The following is a 20,770-nucleotide window of genomic DNA, read 5'->3' as shown; positions in this document are numbered from 1 at the left end:
GTGCCATGCTAAAGGCCGTTATATTCGACGATGAATATATAGTGACGCAAGGTCTTCAAATGATGGTGGATTGGTCCAAGTACGGCATCCAGCTTGTTGGCACCGCCGCGGATGGCCTGACGGCCAGACAGATGGTGCGCGAACTGCAGCCGGATATCGTCATGACGGACATTCGAATGCCTGGTTTGACCGGGCTGGAACTGATTGAACAGATCATGAAGGAGAAGCCGGATACCGCATGCATCGTATTCAGCGGCTTCAATGAATTCGAATATATCCGCACGGCGCTGAAGCTGGGCGTGATCGATTATTTGGACAAGCCGATTACGCTTGAGAAAATCGACGAAGCGCTCCAGCGGACGATCGCGCGGATCGGCCATCAGCAGGAGCATGTCCAGATGCGGACTCAGCTGGAAGCGAATAAGGATGCGCTGCTCGAGAAGGCGACGCTTGATTTGCTGCTGCTTGGGGCGGATGCCGTCCCCGCATGGCGGGCTGCTTTCGGGGAGGCCGATGCGGACCGATTGGCCGGTGTGACGGTACTTGCAGCGACGGGCCGCGGCGAACGGCTGGATGAGCATCCATCGTACCGGATCATCTCCTTTCCTTACGGCAAAGAATGGATCACGTTCGCTGTGCATTTCGAGCTGCCGGCCGATGAACTGTGGGAGTATCTGACGCTCTTCTCCTTGCAGACACATCTGACAATTGGTTCGGGGCAGACCTATACCAGTGCCGCGGAAGCGGGGCTTAGCTACAAGGAAGCGATTCGTGCGCTGCGTTATGCGGTTTTCCTCGAGGAGAAAGGCTGGACAAGGTTCGTGCCTGTCGAAGAGCATCTGCCTAGCGGGCTGACCGACAAGGAAGAAGAGATTGTTTTCTGTATGCGGACAGGGAACAAGGAGGGGCTGCTGCGGCAGCTGGATCAGTACAAGCATGAGATGGAGGTTCAGCGGCTTAGCCCCGAACAGGTCGAGCAGGAAGTGCTGAAGCTGGCTTACATCGGCTATCAGGTGGCGAAGGAATCCGGCTGGGACGCGAAGCAGCAGGCGAACGTCTCGTATCGCGAGCTTGGCGAGATGTCGTCGCGGGATCGGATGTTTGAATGGCTGCAGGAGCAGATGGAGATGCTGCACAATTTTATGCGGGAAGAGAAGCATGCCACGAGCCACAATGCGGTGGAGAAGGCGCTCGCCTTCATCGATCAGAACTATTCGCTGTCCTGCACGCTGCAGGAGGTGGCGGAGCATGTGGGCATGAACGCCACTTATCTAAGCCTTCTTTTCAAAGAAAGAGTCGGCATCTCCTATATCAAATACGTGACCAAGCTGCGCATGGAACAAGCGAAGATGCTGCTGCTTAAGGGCATGTTGGTCAATGATGTGAGCAAGAAGGTCGGGTATTTTAACTATCGGCATTTTACCGAGCAATTCAAGAAATATACGGGCGTCACACCAAGTCAATACCGTGAAGGTCATGGCATGACGAAGCTTCATGATACCCAAGATCCATCAAGCAGCGAACAATAGGAGGTGATCCGCCATGCTGAGACGCGCTGCGGCATTATGCCTGACGATGGCTTGCTGTCTGCTACTCGCATCCTGCGGCGGCGGCAGCTCTTATATGTCGGACGAGCAGAATATGATTTCGAATCCGGAGCGTACGATTCATTATGTGTCATCGGATCTAGAGGAGCAGCAGCCGAGAATTATCAGTGTGCAGGCGCGCGCCTACGAGAAGCAGCATCCAACGGTGAAGTATGAGTTCGAGAACGTGAATACATCGGATCTTGTGCAAAAGATACAGCTGCTAGCCGCCAGCAACGATCTCCCGGAAATCTTCTCCTACGAATCGGGCAGACCGCTCGAACAGCTGGCCGATAATGATCTCATTCTCGACATTGAGAAGCTGTTCAACGAGATCGGGCTTCAGAATGAACTGAATCCGGCTGCCGTTAAACTGCTCAAGTCGATGGTGCGGGGCAAAGGGCTGTACGCGCTGCCGCTCGAGATTAATATTGAAGGCTTCTGGTACAACAAGGACCTGTTCGCTCGGTACGGATTATCGGAGCCCGAGACATGGGACGATCTCATGCATGCCGCTGAAGTGTTCCAGAGCAATGGCATTCAGCCGTTCGCGCTGTCAGGCGCGCAGAAATGGCCGATTACCCGTCTCATTAACGGTTATGTCATCCGCAAATACGGCTACGATGTCATGCAGAAGGTCGATCGCAAGGAGATCAAAGTGACCGATCAAGGCTTTGTTGAAGCGGCTGCGATTGTACAGCGGATGGCGCTGCAAGGCTACTTCGGGAAGAACGTGAACCGGATCGAGATGGATGAAGCGTCGGCGTTGTTCCTGAAAGGGAAAGCAGCCATGTTCTACACGGGCAGCTGGAGTGTTCGGGATTTCAATAATCCGGACAAGAACCACATCGGCACCGATGCGATTGGATTGTTTAACATACCGCTTGTTCCTGAAGGGAAAGGAACTCGAGACGATTGGCTTATGAATGCGGGTTTGACGACTTCCCTATCGGCTGCTGCATACGACGATACGATGAAGGAATGGCTACAGGCGGTATTCACCGGCTATGGGGACAAAGCAATGGCGGAGAACGGTGTCATCACCGGCTTTAATGTGCAGCACATGCCATCCGATATTCCGATGCTGACGCAGATGGCGCAGCAGACGATCGACCATGTCCGCAACGGCGCGTTATGGTTTGAAGCGTTGTTCGATGCGGAGACGCAGACGGTCGCTTGGAACAATGCGCAGCTGCTCATCTCCAGCAGCGATTATACACCGCAGATGTATATGCAAGATTTGCAGGCTGCGCTGGATAAACAGCAGTAACAGATAGTGAGAACGCGCAGAAGTTTATGGAAGGACATCGTGTTAGCCGCGCAAATCCCGTCTTAATATATGAGGCGGGATTTTTTTACTAACTGAAGAGAGGTTGTAACATATACCAAATACCAAGGGGAAGATTCCTATGGAAAAACCGGAACTATGGTAACGCGGCTTGACATCGCAATCCCTGTTTCAGATCAGCAGCAAGCCGTCGACTGGTACGTAAAGTATCTCGATTGTGAGATTGTATGGTGGTTGGGACCGGTACTGCTAAGGCTTCCGAATAAACAAGAGATTCTAATTGTCTCAGATAACGACCCAGATAAGGACAGCATTTGGTATGCGGGCGAGCCTGGCTTTCGTAAAAATCCTTCTATGAAAATGACGCAGGGAAGACATTCATGTTCTTCGATCCACAGATCGATTTATTTCAGCCGCAAGCCGCCGTCCGCTTCGAGAACCGTTCCGGTTACAAAGGTATTGTCGACCAGATAGGCGATGGCCTTGGCAATATCATCGGGTGCCCTACCCGACCGACCACATTTCCTCCTATATATACCGTTTTATGTCCAATGCTGTAAATTGCCATGAGGGTGCTACTGTGACTGCGATTAGCCTGCTACTTTCTTCGCACGAAGCCACATTTCGCCGTAGAATGTACCGTATTCAGCTGCTTTGACGAAGGTGGAGTTACCAGGTCCAACGTATTTATAGTCTGAGATTTCTTGGAGCAGGCCACCGAACACTTTCCCTGTTATTTCGTCAGCAAGGCAGTCTTGGTCAGCGCTTGTACCAGGCACCACGATGTAGTCCCCAGCGAGGAAGTCGAGGACGAGCGCGCCTTCCGCGTCATAGGCACCCATCACGCCAAAGCCGCGCCACGCCTTGCCGTCGAGGACGTAATTGATTTGATATTCTTGCCCGTCAGCGAGCGCGAGAAGTTCGGCGAGCTTGCCGTTTTCAGTGATTTCAGCTTTTTTCGCTGCAGTTTTTGCAGCATTGCCTGCCCAGCTAAATGCGAATAGAGAGCCGCTAGATCAGCTTAAAATTACTGGCGCCCTTTTGTGAGAATCCGGAACGTAACGCCGAATTTGTCCGTTACATTGCCGTAAGCGGGGCTGAAGAAACTTGCTTGCAGCGGCTCGTTTACTTGACCGCCTTCTTTTAGTGCCTCGAAATATTGTACAGCTTTGTCTTTATCGGGGGTTTGAACAACTAGGGTTATTTGTGTTCCCTTATGGTAGTTGCTACCGGTAACAAGGTCGGAAATTTGAAGCTCTGCATCTCCGATTTTCAAGACAGCATAAGAAATCAAATCTTCTTTCTCTGGCGGCAACGGGGATTCCGGATTTTTCGGCACATCTCCAAGTCTCAGCTTATAAACAACCTTTGCATCCAGTGCTTTCTCATATAAAGCAATGGCCTCATTAGCGCTTCCGTTCATTTCAAGAAAAGGGATCAAATTCGTACTCATAATAATCGCTCCTTAGTTTAAAAGTTTTTTTGGGAACACTTGGTCTCCATACATATTGACCGTTTCCCCTTGTCACTAACTATGTCGTAAGTGCGCACGGAAACGTGACCAAATCGATGAAAATTTTTTAGGGATGAGAACTCAAGATAAAAATTGTTGAACATTCCCGTCACATTTACTTAGTTTCGTACGACATATAAGTAAAAAATAGAGGAAGGAATGTAGCGCATGAACAATCAAAACTGGCTTGCGGAACAATTTGAGACGCATCGGAATCACTTGCAAGCGGTGGCTTACCGGATGCTCGGATCTCTGGGTGAAGCGGATGATGCTGTACAAGAGTCGTGGATACGTCTTAGCCGCACAGATACAAGTGGAGTCGAAAATATGGATGGATGAATGACAACGATTATCTCGAGGGAGGGAATGAATGTTGCCCATTCATTTTTTCTATAAACTAAAACTGGCACTGGATGACAAACCGAAAAGACACGAAAAAAATGCTTGATCACGAAGTTTTGCAAAATGAGGGTTTAGCAGAAAGCGGAGGAGGAAAATCCATGTACATTCCTAAAGCTTTTGAGGTTGATGATAAAACAAAAATTGTGAATTTTATCAAGGATAATAGTTTTGGGATTCTATTTTCTCATCATAAGAACAATCCTTTTGCAACACATTTACCTTTTTTAATTGATGAGAAAAAATACGATAAAGGTGTTCTGATTAGCCATATGGCGAGAGCTAATCCTCATTGGAGGGATCTAGACAATAAAGAAGTCCTTGTTGTTTTTTCTGGTCCGCATGCTTATATTTCTCCATCATGGTATGAGGAACCCCGAATTGCACCTACGTGGAACTATGTAGCTGTTCATGCGTACGGGGAATTTAAGGTAATTGATGACAGAGATGAAGTCGAAAAAATAATAAGCAATACCGTTAACTTTTTTGAATCGCCGCTGCCAAATCCTTGGTTAGTCAGCTTTGATGATAAGTTTATTGATGGATTGATGAACGGATTGGTTGCTTTTGAGATTAAATTGAACAGGCTAGAAGGTAAATGGAAGTTGAGTCAGAATCATTCGATACAAAGACAGCAGAATCTTGTTAAAGGTTTAGCTTCTAGTGATAAATATCATTCTTTGGAAATAGCGAAATTAATAGAAGAGAATATATTAAAGGTTGAGGAAAAGCCGAATTAGATCATTGTGGGTTCGCATTATCTTAGAAACGACCCACGATACCAGGAGAGATTTTCGGCGTATTGCTCGAAGTTATAACTTAAGGACAGGCGCATCTTGAGAGAAAGACCTCGTGTCTCGCTAAGTTCTTTCTTTGTTAATAGGGCGTAGATCCAGTGTAGAAGCTTGTTTATACAGGCTGCAATGGCTACTCGGTACGGTTTTCCTTCTTCACGCTTTTTATTCCGGGAATTCCTCAACCTGCATTAAACCGCAAGATACAGGATATGCCTCAGTTGCTTAGAGCCACGCTTTGTGATCCGGTTAGTAGTCGCTGTAAACTTCCAGATGAAAATACACCTGGATCAACACCCGCAAAAGCGACTAACTTCTTGGCGTGATTAAACCGTCCGTGGTCTCCTTGTCGGTCTTAACGGAATTCCCAGCGTCCAAAACTGCACATAAAGCTGGATTAACGAAACTTACGGACACAGAATCGCATACCTCCGCCCTAAACGTTCCGAGAACTGAGCCAGCGAAAAGGCCAAAGCTATTGTAGCTGCAGCCGCGAATAGGAACAATATCTCCCGCGGGTACGATTGCTCTATCCCGGCTACCCGTACTAAACTCCTTAAAGAAAAAGAGTTCAACCAGTAAAAACTGGCTGAACTCATAATACGACGGATACGATAGTTCAAAACCCAAACACCAACAGAAAGGGGAATTTTTCCGCCATGGATCAACTTACCCTCCCAATGGTCCTTTCGGAAGACATTGCGAATAGAAAGCCACTAGATCAGCTTAAAATTACTGGCGCCCTTTTGTGAGAATCCGGAACGTAACGCCGAATTTGTCCGTTACATTGCCGTAAGCGGGGCTGAAGAAACTTGCTTGCAGCGGCTCGTTTACTTGACCGCCTTCTTTTAGTGCCTCGAAATATTGTACAGCTTTGTCTTTATCGGGGGTTTGAACAACTAGGGTTATTTGTGTTCCCTTATGGTAGTTGCTACCGGTAACAAGGTCGGAAATTTGAAGCTCTGCATCTCCGATTTTCAAGATAGCATAAGAAATCAAATCTTCTTTCTCTGGCGGCAACGGGGATTCCGGATTTTTCGGCACATCTCCAAGTCTCAGCTTATAAACAACCTTTGCATCCAGTGCTTTCTCATATAAAGCAATGGCCTCATTAGCGCTTCCGTTCATTTCAAGAAAAGGGATCAAATTCGTACTCATAATAATCGCTCCTTAGTTTAAAAGTTTTTTTGGGAACACTTGGTCTCCATACATATTGACCGTTTTCCCTTGTCACTAACTATGTCGTAAGTGCGCACGGAAACGTGACCAAATCGATGAAAATTTTTTAGGGATGAGAACTCAAGATAAAAATTGTTGAACATTCCCGTCACATTTACTTAGTTTCGTACGACATATAAGTAAAAAATAAAGGAAGGAATGTAGCGCATGAACAATCAAAACTGGCTTGCGGAACAATTTGAGACGCATCGGAATCACTTGCAAGCGGTGGCTTACCGGATGCTCGGATCTCTGGGTGAAGCGGATGATGCTGTACAAGAGTCATGGATACGTCTTAGCCGCACAGATACAAGTGGAGTCGAAAATATAGGCGGATGGATGACAACGATTACCTCGAGGGTTTGTCTTGATATGCTTCGATCCCGCAAAACGCGGCGCGAAGACCTGACGATCGAGAGTGTACCTGAGCCGGCGAATAGCAGCCAAGACAGGAGCGATCCTGAGCACGAAGCGCTGTTGGCTGATTCTGTCGGTATTGCAATGCTTGTAGTGCTTGGGAATTTAAATCCAGCTGAACGAATTGCATTTGTGCTGCATGATGTATTCGCTTTGTCTTTTTCGGAGATAGCACCAATTATAGAGCGTAACGAGGCCGCAACAAGACAGCTTGCGAGCCGCGCACGTCGCCGGGTTCAAGGTGCCGAGTCGACTTCGGAAAAAGCGGATCTCAAACCTAAACGAGAGCTTGTTGAGGCGTTCCTTGCTGCATCACGCAACGGGGATTTTGAACAACTTCTCAGGGTCTTAGATCCCAATGTCATACTACGAAACGACACTGCATTTGCACCGGTTGCCCATTCGCCGATTGTTCACGGTTCGCAAGCCGTGGCCAAGCAATTCGCTGGTCGTGCTCAAGGTGCGCGCCCGGTGCTCGTGAACGGATCTGTAGGCGTCGTCGTAGCTCCCCGCGGTCTACCTCTCTTCGTACTCGAAATTACAGCTGTAGATGGCAAAATTACTGAGATCGAAATGATCGCTGATCAGGCGCGCATTCGCGAGCTCAACTTGGCAGTCTTGAACAACGAATAGGCAGAAAACTATAACTGGAGGTAGCTGTACAATGAACTCATCCTATGCAATCGGAAAAAAATTATTTCAAGAAACGGATGAAGCAGGCATCCAGAGCGTCATTGATCATTTAAGTGATGTATCCCCTCACATCAGTAGATATATTATTGAAGTTTTCGGGCAACTTTTCAGTCGTCCCGTATTAACCTATCAACAGAGGGAAATGATCGTGATCGCTGCGTTAATTTCGTTAGGTGATACGCCAAATCAACTCAAATGGCATATGAACTTCGGCTTGAAAGTTGGGATTACGCCAAACGAAATGATAGAAATTTCCACCCATTGCATTCCGTTTTGTGGTTTTCCGCGTGCTTTAAATGCTATTAACGTCGCAAAACAACTTTTTGCTGAACAACATATCGAAGTAAACATCGAGGACGAGCTATTACAAAATGTTGGAGAAAGACAACAAAGGGGTTTGGCAAAACTTCAGGAAATTGACGGGAAACACGGCGAAGATGTTGCTGATTCACTTGCTGATATTGCCCCTCTATTAGCTGAACAAATCATCGAATTTACATTCGGTGAAATCTACAGCCGCTCAGGATTAAGTCCCAAACTACGTCAACTTGTAACATTAGGAGCCTTAACTGCTCAAGGTGGATGCGAGCCTCAGTTGCACGTACATCTCAATGCTGCAATTCATGTAGGTTTAACGAGACAAGAAGTCATTGAGGCCTTGTTACAATGCTCCCCGTACACGGGATTCCCAAAAGTATTGAATGCGATAAAAGTTGCAAAAGAGATCTTCTTATCGCATTAACCCACCGAGCCATGAATAGTCATGGAAACGAGTCCTGAACTCATGATCCGAGCAGACCGGAAAGTGGCCGGGTACAACACTATAAGATGGTATGAGCATGTTTTTACTCATGCATTATTCTAAATATAGTGTCTGATTGAAATTAATCGAACAATCAACACAAAATGCAAACATCGTATCGTGTCCATAACGTCAAAAGTTCGATAATACCGATCTACAAGAACCTTGATATATTGGATGATCGGGAGAAGGAGGTCGTCGTCGGCCGGTTCGGGCTGATCGACGGCGGGGAGGAACGGACGCAGTGGGAGATCGCGAAGGAATTGGGGAATAATAATATTGGGTAAATGTTGCGAATTTCATAAAGGCAGGGGGAATCAATCATGAGTGATAAGGTTGATAGAGCTGTATTAAATAATATCGTTTGGTGTGGAATCGTATGCGAGACGCACGGTATTACTGCAACCTCAAGAAAACATATTTGGAGGACAACTTCGAAAGCGCCGACGTATTACCCGGACATGATTACATCAAGCAGGCATGTAACTGTTGATGAGGTAATTGACATCATGGGCAATAAAGAAGTAGTATCCTCCATCAAAGATAGTTTTGCTAATCTCGATATGTCACCGTTTGATTTTGAAATGTTATTTACAGCCGAATGGATTTATCATGCACCTGTGGCTAACTTGGAGTCCGTTCAAACGGAATGGTGCCATGTCACAACAGAAAATGACTTAGCAGATTGGACTTCCGTCCATGGTTCCGAAAATGTGATTAGACCTGAACTTTTAGAGTGCCGTGATGTAAAAATCTATTCAAATAAGAAAAAGGGTGAAGTGGCAGGATTTATAGCTAACTTAGGTGCAAATGCCGTAGGGATATCCAACGTATTTTCAAGTGGTAACAGCGATAATCTGTGGTCTGACATTTATAAGATAGTCTCATTGGATTTTCCAGGATTACCTATGGTGGGATACGAACGAGGTACTGATCTTACCGCAGCACTTCAATCGGGATGGACAACTGTAGGTCCGCTTCGTGTATGGGTGAGATCGAATGATTGATTGAACTAGCGGGAGACTATAGATCAATCCAGAAAACGGCAGCCGGCCAACGATCGGCTGCCGTTTTCTCAACGGACCGTTTAGCGCAACTTCAACTAATTTATAACGTTTAATAGGTTAGGAAACATTTGACAATTTTATACACCATGAGAGTCTTGTACAGAGGAATAATTGGGAGGGATTTCATGGAGATCGTTATTATCATCGGCTTTGTAGTAATCGTTCTAGCTATACTCAATATCGATGGGAAGCTGAAGAGGAATTTGGAAAGCAATGAACGTATTATTGCAAGGCTTGATATTTTGATTAAAAATCAAAAAGATAAGGAATAGGAGCGTATATACGGGTGAATGATCGATTATTGTTTTATGAAGGGTTAAAGCAGATGGTCGAGCGAACCGAGGAAAGGAATCGCGAAGATCTGAACGAAGGATATCCAATCGACAACCACTTTGATTTCGGACTTTATGAGTTTCGAGGATTACTAGGTCCGTTATATGAGAATGGCGAACTCGGTAAACTGGCAGATTATTTTGAGCTGCTTGGGACGGCCAATCGTAATTTATATCGCGACCATAATTAATATTTTTGGTGGATTTATCCACCCCTAGTCTGGTTGCTGTGCAGTTCATTCTACAACTATCGTACGGACAGGGTTTCTTATGCTGCAAACTTAGCTCGTTTCAACTACTCCTATATGGAAGAGGTAAAGCCGGGCATAACACATGGTTTTACCAGAATAGAAATTGGTCTCACGGAGCGAGGAATGTTCGAAGAGTTAATGGGTTATTTTTCATTATTATTTGATCCGACTAGATTCGTTTCTCATATGAACGAAGCAAAGAAATTATTTGAACAACACATTCAGCTCCGTGATGAAGCATTTGCAAACTGGGAGATCAATGAAGACGAGGAACTTAGAGATCCGGGAGGAATCAACGAAGAAACAATCGTGAGCGAATTTTCATATCATGAGGCACATCAGCCATTAGATATTGCGCTCCTCCTCTGCTTTGAGATTAAAGAGCGTACTTATAGGTTCAAAGAGCGAGAACGAATCTTCGATCGACTTAAGACTTTCTTTACTGCTCCGCCAGATTGGGGCGCAATGGAGAAACCATCATTAAAAATATCACCACTTCACTTGAATCCTGATCAATAAAGTCGTTAGGTCAACTTACTAGAGGAATATGCTAACGAGGAGACGATTGATGAAGAATTATGCAGTCAATCATATTGGTGACTATGTTTACCTATTTTAAATGGTTAGACGACTAAAATAAGGTCCAAGCCAGTCTTTTTCATGCGTCACAACAAATGTCCAACTAAAATCCACTGATACGACATAAACATCTGATTGGTCATGTAAATCCTGAATGGTCAATTTGTCTGCGTTTTCAAGTCGTAGAGCATAGTTCGAATGTTGATAAAATAGAAAACAAGTACCTTTAGGTTGTTTAACGAATGCATGTATTGCAGCACTTTTTTCAAGATACTCTTTCCTGTTATAACTAAATAAATGCCACAGATAGCCACCCCAAATTGGAATCTCCAGCACACACATTTTTTTCTTAAGACGTTCAGATATCACCATTACGATTTCTCCCCCAGAAATTACTCTTAAATAGAAATATAACTTAAACGGTACTCACTGATGCCTAGGAGTTGTTCTTATCATGCCAACAGGCAGGATGGTTCCGATTACTTCTTGATCACTTCTCGAATACTTCAACTAAGGAGCGGGGGAATGCATATGAACGCGAGAGTGAACCTTGTTATCTTGGTAGCTGTTTCAACTATGATAGTGACGTTGTTTCTAACGGGTTGCTCCGAAACAATTAAAGATACAGCCACAGAAATGACAATAAAACCGATTCCGTCTCCGGATCCATCCCTAACTAAAGTAAAAGTTCAAACGGACGGAATGTTGGCAGACCTTGGTTATGACAATGGACGCCACCCCTTCAGCATCGGTCATGAAGTATTGGTTGATAAGAATTACTATAAGACCAACATGATTTCCCGAGGCGATATTGTATGGTTTAGAATCAAAGAAACGACGGAGCATCAAGATACGGATATCGCAAGAGTTGTAGGTCTCCCTGGTGAAACGGTTAATGTAAAGAAGGGTCAGGTCTACATCAATGGGAAAAGCTTAGATGCGTTTTATGGCAATGATACTTCAATGGATAAGAATGATTCGTTGGAGAAACCATTGACGTTACATGATAATGAATTTTTTATTTTGGCGGATATTCGTTGGAGGGGTTTCAACGACAGCCAGCAATATGGACCTTATTCTAGAGACGAAATCTTGGGTAAAGTAATCGGTTATTAGGAGCACGAGCCGTCATTAAACTGTATATTTGTATGCCAAGTATCCCGTCTCATTATGAGGCGGGATTTTTTGCTTGCCCGAAGGCTGCATCCCTTTGTACGCTGCGGCTCGTCTAGAGCCTTGAAGAGAATATTTTTATCAAAAAAATTTGCACTTGTGAAAAATAATCGGGCACTCAGTTGTATTGAAGGTGAAAGGAGGTGCTGAGGTGTACAATTCATTCGAGCTCAATGAATCTGTGCGACGGGCCTTGGATCTTTATTCGCAAAGCTTGATCAGGGTTGCCTTCACGTACTTGAAGAACACGGCGGACGCGGAAGAAGTCGCGCAGGATGTCTTTCTCGCCTATCTGCAGAGACACCCCGTATTCGATAATGACGAACATGAGAAAGCTTGGCTTATCCGAGCGACAATTAATAAAAGCAAAAATATGCTGAAGACCGGTTGGTTCCGCAGCCGCAACCCGGTTCCCGAAGACCTGAGCTACCTTCCTAAGGAAGAGAGCGACGTTCTGCAGGCCGTGCTGGCCTTAGACAAGAAATATCGGATTCCGATTCATCTGCACTATTATGAAGGGTATTCCATCCAGGAGATCGCGACGATCCTTGACGCCAAACCAGCTACGGTGGGGACATGGATGGCGAGAGGGCGCGCAATTCTGAAGGAGAAGATTGGAGGCATGGAGGATGAAGAAGTCTGTTTATAAGTCCGCAATGTCCCATTTGAAGACGAGCGAGGATTTTCAAGAAGCGACCTATAACAAATTGATCAATCATAAGGGGACGATGAATATGGAATTGGCGAAGAAGAGAAAAGTAATGGGTTGGACGGTTGGCGTTGCAGCGTGCGCGGTGTTAGCGGTGGGTCTTATCACACTCAATCAGGACTCCCCGGCGTCGACGCCTTCGTCTCCGCCTGGGGTTACCGAGACGACGAAGCCGCCGACCATGGGCAAGGTGGCGGTCAACATTGACGGCATCATCTCCGAAGTGAGTGCGGACGGCAAGAGCTTCAAGGTTGGCGATCTATGGGTCACCGTGACGCCAGAGACGAAGATGGGCATCGACGGCGCGACGGCAGCCGCTCCATCCGAAGAGCTGCTGCAGAAGGAATTCAAGGTCGGGAACATCGTATCCGGCTTCACGACCGACGACCTCAGCACGGGTAAGGTCAACGCGACGAACATTTACAACAACATGGCTCCGCAGCAATAAAAACAAGCATATCGGTTGGAGACATGATGGAGGATTCATTCCTTCAAGAGCGGAGTTCAGAGATGAACTCCGCTCTTTTTCAATTAATGGGCAATTATAACGAAATTTGAAACAAATTCACTATACGACACGTCGATGATGGAAACGACTGCAAGAAGATCAAGGGGGCTTGGAATGAGTCTTAAAAAGGGATTGTTTATAGCTTTCATGGCATTGATAGCTTTACTAGTGGGCATCGTTTATTTAACCCCTACTGTGGGAGATGTGCTATCCAATACAAGGTTTGAAGGCTATGCAAAGAAAGCTGGCATACCTATTAGCAAAAAAGCCCCGCCGCTTCCCAAGGTCACTTCGGAGCAAATACAAATCCCGGTTATACAAAGCAGTTATTGCTGGAGCAACTTGGGGTGTGCAGATTATGCAGGCGGAAAATCTCAGCTGCAAGGGGTTTCTCCCACCCCGGTTAACCCTGGAGCAGCCATCAAAGTTTCGTTTTCTTACAAGCCGAAACCTAATACGTTGAGCATTCAGCAATTTGGTGATGAATATAAGTCGACTCAAATTCCTTTTAACAATGGTTCATTTATTGCTCCGAAGGAACAAGGTATTTACTACTACGGTATTTCGGCATACTGGACAACTGCTGATGGTAAATATTCTAAAGGGGATACATCGTCCGTATTTGTTATAGAAGTTAAATGAGCTCGAACGAATGGAGACGATAATTTGCTGAATAGTCTATTAGCAATCCTATTTTTCGTAATCCCTTTATTAACATGGCGATATATAAAAATAGTCCAAGGGTTAATGGGCATCATATGGATTGTTGTGGTTGGCTTCATCCCTGCAGTTAATCCACCTAGCGACTTTGAGAATGATCTGAAGGTTATATGCTTTTATTCATTACCTGCGTGGATATTCGGGTCCTTATTAGCGTTCTCGATACACTTAAAGAGTGATCGCAATAAAGATATAAAGATGCACGAAAACGAATATCACCAGAACAAATAAGATAATGGAATTTACTTTGGAGGCCAGTAGCTGTGGAAATACCAATCTGGAAATATTTTGGTATCCTTTCATCACTAGGAACAGTAGCGTTATGGTTCATTTTAATTTTCCATAATCCATATCATTCTGCTGCGCCGAGCAATGATGTCCTGATAAGAACGGGAGCATTTCTTGCAGCACCGGCATTTGTTGCAGGAATAGGCACGATTATTAAGAAACGTTTCATCCTTTTCCTCGCATTTATTTGGTCGTTGCCTCTAAGCCTCTACATGGCTATGACGCCTAGTATATTCAAGCTGTTTATAGCTGCTTCATTATGTTATCTGTTGGCGGGAATTCTTATGGGGAAAGAGCAACGGGAGGTCGAATAATTTATTGGGAAGCAAAAGGGGAGAGGAAGGAGGCTGGACGCCTCCTCCTGCTTAATTACGTTTAAACCAACTAAATGATCTGATAATTGGCCGATTTGCCAACGTAGACCATACTGAAGCTAGCTGTAATTTCGATGACTGTCCATCCCGAAGGCAGTGTATTGGATGTATACACATATAGTCCTTGACTCGGATTAGAGGACGTTAATGTAAGATAGACCGTTTGATATACATAATAACCTGGCGTCCCGCTCATCAAAGTCGCTTTGACAACAGTCGGAGCCTCGGATGAAGGCTGGTGGGTTTCATCGTATGCATATAGGCTGAGTGTCAGCTTCTTGCCGTCGAATGAATCGTATAAATTAACATCGACCGTAGCAGCGAACACGGAGGCAGGAAGCACCAATATAAGAGTCAAACACATTGCAAATAGAAATCCCAATTTCTTCTTCATCATAAATCCTCCTCTTGTAAATTGTTTAAACAATAGAACATCGTACCTGCTGTTAGTGCTCCATTGCGTAGTTAATTTCTTTAAATAAACCTCCATTCCTTACGTTTTATGAATACGCTTTCATTTTAGTTCATATAGCCATTGTTCCAAAAGATGCATTTATTTACATAACAACCATTTGATTTCTAAATCTAAAATGGCAAAGACAGCTGGAATAAGATCGATTGTTTCTACTGTTCCTCTAAAGCTGCCAAATGGCAGCCTTAGTTGTGTAGAATTAGCTTAAAGCTTTCAATATTCAATAGCTTCAACAAAAAGATTAATAAACAAAGACGGTTTCTTCTACCTTCTTCCGTCTATGTAATGAGATTGATCGAAAGGAGGGCAAATGTGACTAGCTCGGATTCAGAATTGCTGGCTAGGGTGAGAAACGGCGACATCGAAGCGTTCAGCGAACTCATCGAGAAGTATGCCAATGCAGTGTACGGAGTGGCATACAGCAAGCTTGGCGATTATCACACGGCGCAGGATGTTGCGCAGGAGGTCTTCGTTAAGACCTTTAGGAAATTGAACCATTTGCAAGAAGCTGAGAAATTAGGAAGCTGGCTATATGCTGTGACCGCCAGGGAATGCATCGATTGGTTCCGATCGAACAAACGTTACGAACTCGCAGAAACAATCGATGCACCTCTATTAGAGACAGCCGAAGATGCGTTGTTGAGGAAAGAGTTCCGCAATGAGGTTTGGAGTGCGCTAAACACCTTATCCGAGAGAAACCGTATCGTCACAGTTCTTTATTACATCGATGATTACAAGGCAAGGGAAATTGGCGATTTCCTTGGCATTTCAGTCGATGCAGTGGAGAGCAGACTCCGCAGGTCAAGAACGCTATTAAAGAAGGAGATGCTGAGCATGGTGAATGAAAATCTCAACCAAAACAAATTAAATGAAGAATTTAAGAAGAAGGTCTTTCAAGACGAAAGAATGTCCGAATCTCAATTCCGTCGCGTCATAATGGGAGAAAGCGGTTTTGACGACATCGACATGTCCAAAGCAAACTTCAATAACATCAATCTGGAAAGCTCTAAATTTGATAATATCAACATGAGCAAAGCCGTCTTCCATGATATCAACATGCACCTAGCGAAATTCGACGAGGTTGGTTTATGGGAAATCGAGGTATCCAACTGTGAAATGGGAGGCGCTCATTTCCACGATATTACTTTGCAAGGCAAGGCTAATACGTTTGAACGTTGCGACCTAAGCGGTACAGTCTTCCTGAATTGCAACCTCTCCAATGTAGACATACGGGATTGCGAAATTGCTGGCTTGACAATCAATGGGGTCTCAATAGACGTGCTGCTGGAAAGCTATAATAAAGGCGGTAATCAACCGCAATAATAAATGCGATAAGGTGGCAGCTGTTTCCATCTTATCTTTTAGAAGCCCAGGCCGGCCATGACCGTTTGTTGAAAACGCGGAAGAGAAAGAGCCTGTCACCGCGAAAGGTGGCAGGCTCTTTCTGTGCTTGCATCAACCTTGGCCGAGATACGATAGCATGGCGGGAATGGGGGATATGAAGTTTTGATGCTGGATGAGCGAAGCTCAATGTTCAGGGATTATTATGAAGATTCTTTAATCGGCTTGTATCTACCCACTGAAAATTTCCGAGCTCCTCGAACTCTTATGTAAGTGTTTTCAACTACAACGATACAAGCAGAGGAGACCATTGATGAAACCAACTAGAAAGCTGAACAAGGTAATGTTGAACGGAGTATTGTCCTGCGTATTGGCGATGGGCATTGGAACAACGGCGGTTTACGCAGATGGGAATGACACTTCCGTCACAACGTCGGCAACCACGGATACCGTTGCAATACAGCCAGTTTCGGATAACGGACAAACACTCACATGGACGGGGTATGCGCCTGAGGGGCTGATCCGGGCAATTATTTCGCTAGCGGAAAAAATCCAAATTGTCTTTACGGTAGACGGCACGGAAAGAGGGAAACTGCTGGATTCGCTCACCCAAGATAAGATCAAGGATGCGAATGAACAACTGGAAGCAGGGCAGACCGATCTTGCAGCAAGTACGCTGAATAACGCCATTTCGAACCAGTCGCTGGCCATCCTGCTCACGGCGCTAATCAGCCCAACAACGGATGTTGAAGCAGATAAAGAAGATAAATCAGACAAAGCAGACAAAACAGATAAAGAAGATTCCAAGGACAAGAACGAAGCAAAGAAGAAAGCAGTCATCGCGAAGCAAATTCGTCATAACATCGAACAATTGACGCATGTTTTAAATAAAGTGCAGAATCCCACTGCAAAAGCTGAATTGGAACAAAAGATTAACAATAAATTGGACGAGTTGTCAAAGAAGTTAGAAGCATTGCAAGCATCGATCGATCAGCAGCCTCAAGCTCAAGCGACGGTAGTGACCCAGCCCGCCACAACTGTGAAAGCTGAGACCAAGCTAGCCCAAACCAAAATTAAAGCGAATAATGATAAAGACGATGAGGATGAAGACGACGACGCGGATGACAACGATGCAAAACAGGAGGCTCACGAGAAGTCGAAGGAATTGATAAAAGCAGAGCACGAGAAGGAGAAGGCTGCTAAGAAGGAAGCACATGCGAAATGGAAAGCGATTCATAAACAACTTAAGGAAGACAACCAAGGTGAAGATGACGACCATGATGACGATAACGATGACTAAAATTGACTAGCTGGTAAAATTATAGATAGGACTGAGCCTTGCCAATCACAGTGTGAAGGGCAAGGCTTTTTTGGTGCTTAATAACTTTATAATAAATTTGTTAAAATAAAGAAAAAACTAAAAAGGCGGGCGTACATATGATCATCGTTACGACAGAAAACATTCCGGGATATAAAGTCAAAGAAGTCAAAGGGATGTGCTTTGGACTGATTGTCAGGAGTCGCGGGATTGGAGCTGACATCAAAGCTGCTTTCAAAGGTTTGGTGGGGGGCGAAATCAAACAGTTTACTTCGTTGCTGGAAGATCTCCGCAAAGAATCCATGGATCGATTGGTACAAAATGCTCAGGCAATGGGCGCGAACGGCATCGTGATGGTTCGTTTTGATTCAGGGGAGATTGGAAAAACGATGGGTGAAATCGTAGCATACGGCACCGCCGTAGTGGTTGAGAAAGAATAAGAATGAAATGGATTGTTAGCTACTATGGTGTTCAGTTCGTTATTTTAGTGGTTATCATTATTTTATCGGTGCTTGTCTATGACAAACGATACAAGAAAAGGAAGTCTAGCGTTATTCCCAACGGGTTTATCCGCACAGAGGAAGTTAGCGTAGATCCCGTTACGAGTGAGAAGCAGAGAGTGTATTACAACCCGGATACGGGTGAGCGAATCTACATTCCTGAATAGAGCGAGCTATAGTCGAATGAACTTGAAACGGCACAGACAAGCCGTAGTTGGAGTATAAACTACAACGAAACAGCCAGCAACCGGGAAACCGTGGACTGGCTGTTTTTTCGTGAGAGGTGGAAGAAAGATTGAGGTGGATGTTATAATTTTCAAAATAAGAGATCGCGTCCCAACTTAGAGAAGCTATATATACAAGGGGAGAGAAGTTTACTATGAGGAAATTCAATTTATTTTTAACCATTTTGGTTACTTTGTTGTTGTCAGCTTGTCAGTCATCCGAACAAATAAAGCCTATAAAAGAAGAGACCATTGATTTCGACATGAATACCGCAACCGCTATGGTTAAGAAGAAAGAACAAATGATCATCGATGTAGCGTCGAAAGAAAAGGTGTCACAATTGGAGTACCAGCAATTAGAGAAATCTTTTACCGTAGAGTTTGGAGACCATGCTAGGGATATTCTATCCATATTATTTATTAACAATATGGATGCCGATCCCGAGTCAGACTTGTATGTAAACAAGAACATGTTTTATCCAACTGTCTTTCATAAAGGAATAACCATAACGAATGCTTCTGTTTATAAGAGTTACTACGAGAATGAGTTTTTTAATCAAACCAGCTTAACCATTAAGGAACAATATGACGGTGATGATGCGAAGCTGAAGGGCTGGGCAAGAGAGTATATCTTCACTCCAGGCACAGATGGAGAGTGGAAGTTAAACGGATTTTCCGGAACGATGAATTTCTTGGGCGAAGAATACAGTATGAATTATTTGGAGTTAAAGAGGTAAATAGATGAAGAAGGAATGGATAGATGCAGCAGAACTTTTAGCTGAAGACGTAGAGAGGAACTATAGATAAATAAAGGAGAGAGCATTATAAAGAACAAGTTTAAAGTTCTTCTCCAATGTAATATAGTTGACCACCATCCATATAAGCAGTTCAGTCATGAATGTTACTACGCCGAAACACTGGACGTAGATGAGAAAACACTCTCACTGATCATGACTGATTCCTATCCTTTAATTTGCAAAATATGTGGTAACAGTCCAATATCGGCACAACTACTAGATGAGGATATAGATTTGAATTCATTATTTGAAAAGTGGAATTCAGATCCCGATTGGTGGAATTAGTCTTGATTATTGCATATGAGGAGTGAACAATTTGCAATATAGAGCTTGTTCTCTTTGCATTATTAGAAGAAGAGATTCCATATTACTTGAACAATTCCCGGAAGAAGATGGCGTCATCACATTTCGCCCGGTTGGCGGCACGATTGAGTATGGAGAAGATAGCAGATCAGCCGTAATACGAGAAGTGAAAGAGGAAATTAATATTGATATTATTGAACCCCACTTGCTAGGAGTTATCGAGCACATCTTCTCTTGGTACGGAGAAATTGGGCATGAATATGATTTTATTTATGAAGCGAGCTTCAGCCGATCGGATGACTATAACAGGAATGAATTTGAAGGGATTGAAGGAGACAAAAGGTTTCTAGCTGTCTGGAAAAACCTAGATGATTTTAAAGATAACCCTCAGTACAAACTTGTTCCTGACGGTCTTTATGAGATGCTTACGAGCGGTCAAATTTCTGATATAAAACACATTAACACAAAAGAATTATCGACTTTTAAAGAGTCTTCATTAACTTAGCGGGGATGTGCTCTATGGGGTGGATAGTTCGTCCAGCCGTAAAAACTGACGAGCATGAAGTACTTGAGGCGATACGCTCGCTGTGTGCGGAATTAAGGGAGAAACCGGATGTAAAGTTGCCTGCCTCGGCATCAGACGTATTTCAAAGAATTATAAATAACACGATTACTGGAGCTGTTTTCATTGCCGAGACTACTGAAGGTAACCTCGTAGGTTGTGCAACTGTTTCTGTCCAAGAAGTTATATTCAGAGGAGGACCCTATGCACTCATTCAAGAACTATGGGTTCATCCATCGTATCGAAGTCTTTCGGTAGGCGCTGCTCTTGTTCGCTCTGTTGAAGGGTACTGTCGAAAGCATTCTCTTAAACGTTTGGAAGTATGTCTGCCAGACGAGAGTTTTGTTACCTTTGATAAGACACTCAAGTTTTATGGTCGTGTTGGCTTTGCAGAGAACGGACCTTATATGGCGAAAGTGGTATTCTAGCACTGACTAACCCAAATTTAACTTGATCACGATTATGTAGAGCATCCAGGAGCAGTTTGTCAACGCGGCAACTGATCCTTGTGTCATTAAGCTAATGGGCAGGATACTTCCAAT

General features: G+C 44.5%; 28 protein-coding genes and 2 pseudogenes. 23 read left to right on the top strand and 7 right to left on the bottom strand.

The genetic code is table 11. The annotated features are described in order from the left end of the window. The first annotated feature begins 5 nt into the window (after positions 1–5). Positions 6–1,529 carry a response regulator transcription factor gene (locus H8B09_RS23470; protein ID WP_191206008.1) on the top strand — a complete coding sequence of 508 codons (1,524 nt, stop codon included), beginning with the start codon at positions 6–8 and terminating at the stop codon, positions 1,527–1,529. A gap of 13 nt (positions 1,530–1,542) precedes the next feature. Beyond that, positions 1,543–2,856 carry an ABC transporter substrate-binding protein gene (locus H8B09_RS23465; RefSeq protein WP_191206007.1) on the top strand — a complete coding sequence of 438 codons (1,314 nt, stop codon included), beginning with the start codon at positions 1,543–1,545 and terminating at the stop codon, positions 2,854–2,856. Positions 2,857–3,464: 608 nt separating this feature from the next. Here the strand turns inward: H8B09_RS23465 and H8B09_RS30690 are convergent. The 3 genes from H8B09_RS30690 to H8B09_RS23455 are packed head-to-tail and all read right to left on the bottom strand — an operon-like array spanning position 3,465 to position 4,327. Beyond that, positions 3,465–3,719 (bottom strand): hypothetical protein, encoded by a 255-nt coding sequence (locus tag H8B09_RS30690; RefSeq protein ID WP_224753910.1) that lies wholly within the window; start codon positions 3,717–3,719, stop codon positions 3,465–3,467. Continuing rightward, positions 3,716–3,853: a hypothetical protein gene (locus H8B09_RS30685; RefSeq protein WP_224753909.1), complete on the bottom strand. Its 138-nt coding sequence runs from the start codon at positions 3,851–3,853 to the stop codon at positions 3,716–3,718. The genes H8B09_RS30690 and H8B09_RS30685 overlap by 4 nt, the downstream gene beginning before the upstream one ends. Before the next feature lie 48 nt (positions 3,854–3,901). Next, a complete protein-coding gene (locus H8B09_RS23455) occupies positions 3,902–4,327 on the bottom strand; it encodes a VOC family protein (protein ID WP_191206006.1) in 426 nt (141 codons plus the stop codon). A 228-nt stretch (positions 4,328–4,555) separates the two neighbouring features. Between H8B09_RS23455 and H8B09_RS23450 the strand changes: the two genes are divergently transcribed. Together H8B09_RS23450 and H8B09_RS23445 are read left to right on the top strand one after the other, a co-directional pair. Further along, on the top strand, positions 4,556–4,726 hold the full coding sequence (locus tag H8B09_RS23450; protein ID WP_397376091.1) for a sigma factor: 171 nt from the start codon (positions 4,556–4,558) through the stop codon (positions 4,724–4,726). A gap of 161 nt (positions 4,727–4,887) precedes the next feature. After that, entirely contained in the window at positions 4,888–5,526 is a 639-nt protein-coding gene (locus tag H8B09_RS23445) for an FMN-binding negative transcriptional regulator (protein ID WP_191206005.1), read from the top strand. A gap of 128 nt (positions 5,527–5,654) precedes the next feature. On the opposite strand, the pseudogene H8B09_RS23440 reads toward H8B09_RS23445, so the two are convergent. Together H8B09_RS23440 and H8B09_RS23435 are read right to left on the bottom strand one after the other, a co-directional pair. Then, positions 5,655–5,926, bottom strand: a pseudogene (locus H8B09_RS23440) (transposase); the annotation flags it as partial. Positions 5,927–6,312: 386 nt separating this feature from the next. Continuing rightward, positions 6,313–6,738 carry a VOC family protein gene (locus H8B09_RS23435; RefSeq protein WP_191206004.1) on the bottom strand — a complete coding sequence of 142 codons (426 nt, stop codon included), beginning with the start codon at positions 6,736–6,738 and terminating at the stop codon, positions 6,313–6,315. A gap of 228 nt (positions 6,739–6,966) precedes the next feature. Between H8B09_RS23435 and H8B09_RS23430 the strand changes: the two genes are divergently transcribed. The 7 genes and pseudogenes from H8B09_RS23430 to H8B09_RS23400 all read left to right on the top strand — a co-directional run bounded on the left by H8B09_RS23430 (position 6,967) and on the right by H8B09_RS23400 (position 10,879). Next, a complete protein-coding gene (locus H8B09_RS23430) occupies positions 6,967–7,848 on the top strand; it encodes a sigma-70 family RNA polymerase sigma factor (RefSeq protein ID WP_191206003.1) in 882 nt (293 codons plus the stop codon). Between the two features lie 31 nt (positions 7,849–7,879). Then, a complete protein-coding gene (locus H8B09_RS31085) occupies positions 7,880–8,650 on the top strand; it encodes a carboxymuconolactone decarboxylase family protein (RefSeq protein ID WP_191206002.1) in 771 nt (256 codons plus the stop codon). 212 nt (positions 8,651–8,862) lie between these two features. Beyond that, a pseudogene (locus tag H8B09_RS30670) lies at positions 8,863–8,979 on the top strand (sigma factor-like helix-turn-helix DNA-binding protein); the annotation flags it as partial. Positions 8,980–9,033: 54 nt separating this feature from the next. Continuing rightward, on the top strand, positions 9,034–9,717 hold the full coding sequence (locus H8B09_RS23415; RefSeq protein WP_191206000.1) for a hypothetical protein: 684 nt from the start codon (positions 9,034–9,036) through the stop codon (positions 9,715–9,717). A 185-nt stretch (positions 9,718–9,902) separates the two neighbouring features. After that, positions 9,903–10,049 (top strand): hypothetical protein, encoded by a 147-nt coding sequence (locus tag H8B09_RS23410; protein WP_191205999.1) that lies wholly within the window; start codon positions 9,903–9,905, stop codon positions 10,047–10,049. Between the two features lie 14 nt (positions 10,050–10,063). After that, complete coding sequence (locus H8B09_RS23405) at positions 10,064–10,300, top strand: hypothetical protein (RefSeq protein ID WP_191205998.1); 237 nt, start codon at positions 10,064–10,066, stop codon at positions 10,298–10,300. A gap of 183 nt (positions 10,301–10,483) precedes the next feature. Continuing rightward, positions 10,484–10,879 carry a hypothetical protein gene (locus H8B09_RS23400; protein WP_191205997.1) on the top strand — a complete coding sequence of 132 codons (396 nt, stop codon included), beginning with the start codon at positions 10,484–10,486 and terminating at the stop codon, positions 10,877–10,879. Positions 10,880–10,975: 96 nt separating this feature from the next. Here the strand turns inward: H8B09_RS23400 and H8B09_RS23395 are convergent, their stop codons facing one another. Further along, positions 10,976–11,311 carry a DUF4275 family protein gene (locus H8B09_RS23395; protein WP_191205996.1) on the bottom strand — a complete coding sequence of 112 codons (336 nt, stop codon included), beginning with the start codon at positions 11,309–11,311 and terminating at the stop codon, positions 10,976–10,978. 159 nt (positions 11,312–11,470) lie between these two features. Here H8B09_RS23395 and lepB point away from each other — a divergent pair, with 159 nt between their 5' ends. From lepB to H8B09_RS23370, 5 genes are all read left to right on the top strand, one after another. Then, on the top strand, positions 11,471–12,055 hold the full coding sequence (gene lepB / locus H8B09_RS23390) for a signal peptidase I (protein WP_191205995.1): 585 nt from the start codon (positions 11,471–11,473) through the stop codon (positions 12,053–12,055). Positions 12,056–12,263: 208 nt separating this feature from the next. Then, positions 12,264–12,761 carry an RNA polymerase sigma factor gene (locus H8B09_RS23385; RefSeq protein ID WP_191205994.1) on the top strand — a complete coding sequence of 166 codons (498 nt, stop codon included), beginning with the start codon at positions 12,264–12,266 and terminating at the stop codon, positions 12,759–12,761. Next, complete coding sequence (locus H8B09_RS23380; RefSeq protein ID WP_191205993.1) at positions 12,742–13,269, top strand: hypothetical protein; 528 nt, start codon at positions 12,742–12,744, stop codon at positions 13,267–13,269. The genes H8B09_RS23385 and H8B09_RS23380 overlap by 20 nt, the downstream gene beginning before the upstream one ends. 174 nt (positions 13,270–13,443) lie before the next feature. Beyond that, positions 13,444–13,971: a hypothetical protein gene (locus tag H8B09_RS23375; RefSeq protein WP_191205992.1), complete on the top strand. Its 528-nt coding sequence runs from the start codon at positions 13,444–13,446 to the stop codon at positions 13,969–13,971. A 341-nt stretch (positions 13,972–14,312) separates the two neighbouring features. After that, positions 14,313–14,651, top strand: coding sequence for a hypothetical protein (locus H8B09_RS23370; protein ID WP_191205991.1), 339 nt, complete (start codon positions 14,313–14,315; stop codon positions 14,649–14,651). A 70-nt stretch (positions 14,652–14,721) separates the two neighbouring features. On the opposite strand, the gene H8B09_RS23365 is transcribed toward H8B09_RS23370, so the two are convergent. Then, positions 14,722–15,105, bottom strand: coding sequence for a hypothetical protein (locus H8B09_RS23365; protein WP_191205990.1), 384 nt, complete (start codon positions 15,103–15,105; stop codon positions 14,722–14,724). A gap of 390 nt (positions 15,106–15,495) precedes the next feature. On the opposite strand from H8B09_RS23365, the gene H8B09_RS23360 reads away from it, so the two are divergent. From H8B09_RS23360 to H8B09_RS23330, 7 genes are all read left to right on the top strand, one after another. Beyond that, the gene (locus tag H8B09_RS23360) at positions 15,496–16,506 is read left to right on the top strand and encodes a sigma-70 family RNA polymerase sigma factor (RefSeq protein ID WP_191205989.1); all 1,011 of its coding nucleotides are present in this window, start codon (positions 15,496–15,498) and stop codon (positions 16,504–16,506) included. 328 nt (positions 16,507–16,834) lie between these two features. After that, complete coding sequence (locus H8B09_RS23355) at positions 16,835–17,824, top strand: hypothetical protein (RefSeq protein WP_191205988.1); 990 nt, start codon at positions 16,835–16,837, stop codon at positions 17,822–17,824. Between the two features lie 137 nt (positions 17,825–17,961). After that, on the top strand, positions 17,962–18,282 hold the full coding sequence (locus tag H8B09_RS23350) for a YbjQ family protein (RefSeq protein WP_191205987.1): 321 nt from the start codon (positions 17,962–17,964) through the stop codon (positions 18,280–18,282). Between the two features lie 2 nt (positions 18,283–18,284). Next, positions 18,285–18,509, top strand: coding sequence for a hypothetical protein (locus H8B09_RS23345; RefSeq protein WP_191205986.1), 225 nt, complete (start codon positions 18,285–18,287; stop codon positions 18,507–18,509). A gap of 212 nt (positions 18,510–18,721) precedes the next feature. Continuing rightward, positions 18,722–19,303, top strand: coding sequence for a hypothetical protein (locus H8B09_RS23340; protein WP_191205985.1), 582 nt, complete (start codon positions 18,722–18,724; stop codon positions 19,301–19,303). A 376-nt stretch (positions 19,304–19,679) separates the two neighbouring features. Continuing rightward, the gene (locus H8B09_RS23335) at positions 19,680–20,171 is read left to right on the top strand and encodes an NUDIX hydrolase (RefSeq protein ID WP_224753907.1); all 492 of its coding nucleotides are present in this window, start codon (positions 19,680–19,682) and stop codon (positions 20,169–20,171) included. Positions 20,172–20,185: 14 nt separating this feature from the next. Then, positions 20,186–20,656, top strand: coding sequence for a GNAT family N-acetyltransferase (locus tag H8B09_RS23330; RefSeq protein ID WP_191205983.1), 471 nt, complete (start codon positions 20,186–20,188; stop codon positions 20,654–20,656). Positions 20,657–20,770 lie beyond the last annotated feature (114 nt).

This window comes from Paenibacillus terricola (assembly GCF_014779765.1).
Classification (GTDB): domain Bacteria; phylum Bacillota; class Bacilli; order Paenibacillales; family Paenibacillaceae; genus Paenibacillus_T; species Paenibacillus_T terricola.
This window is presented reverse-complemented; position numbering and strand designations above follow the sequence as displayed.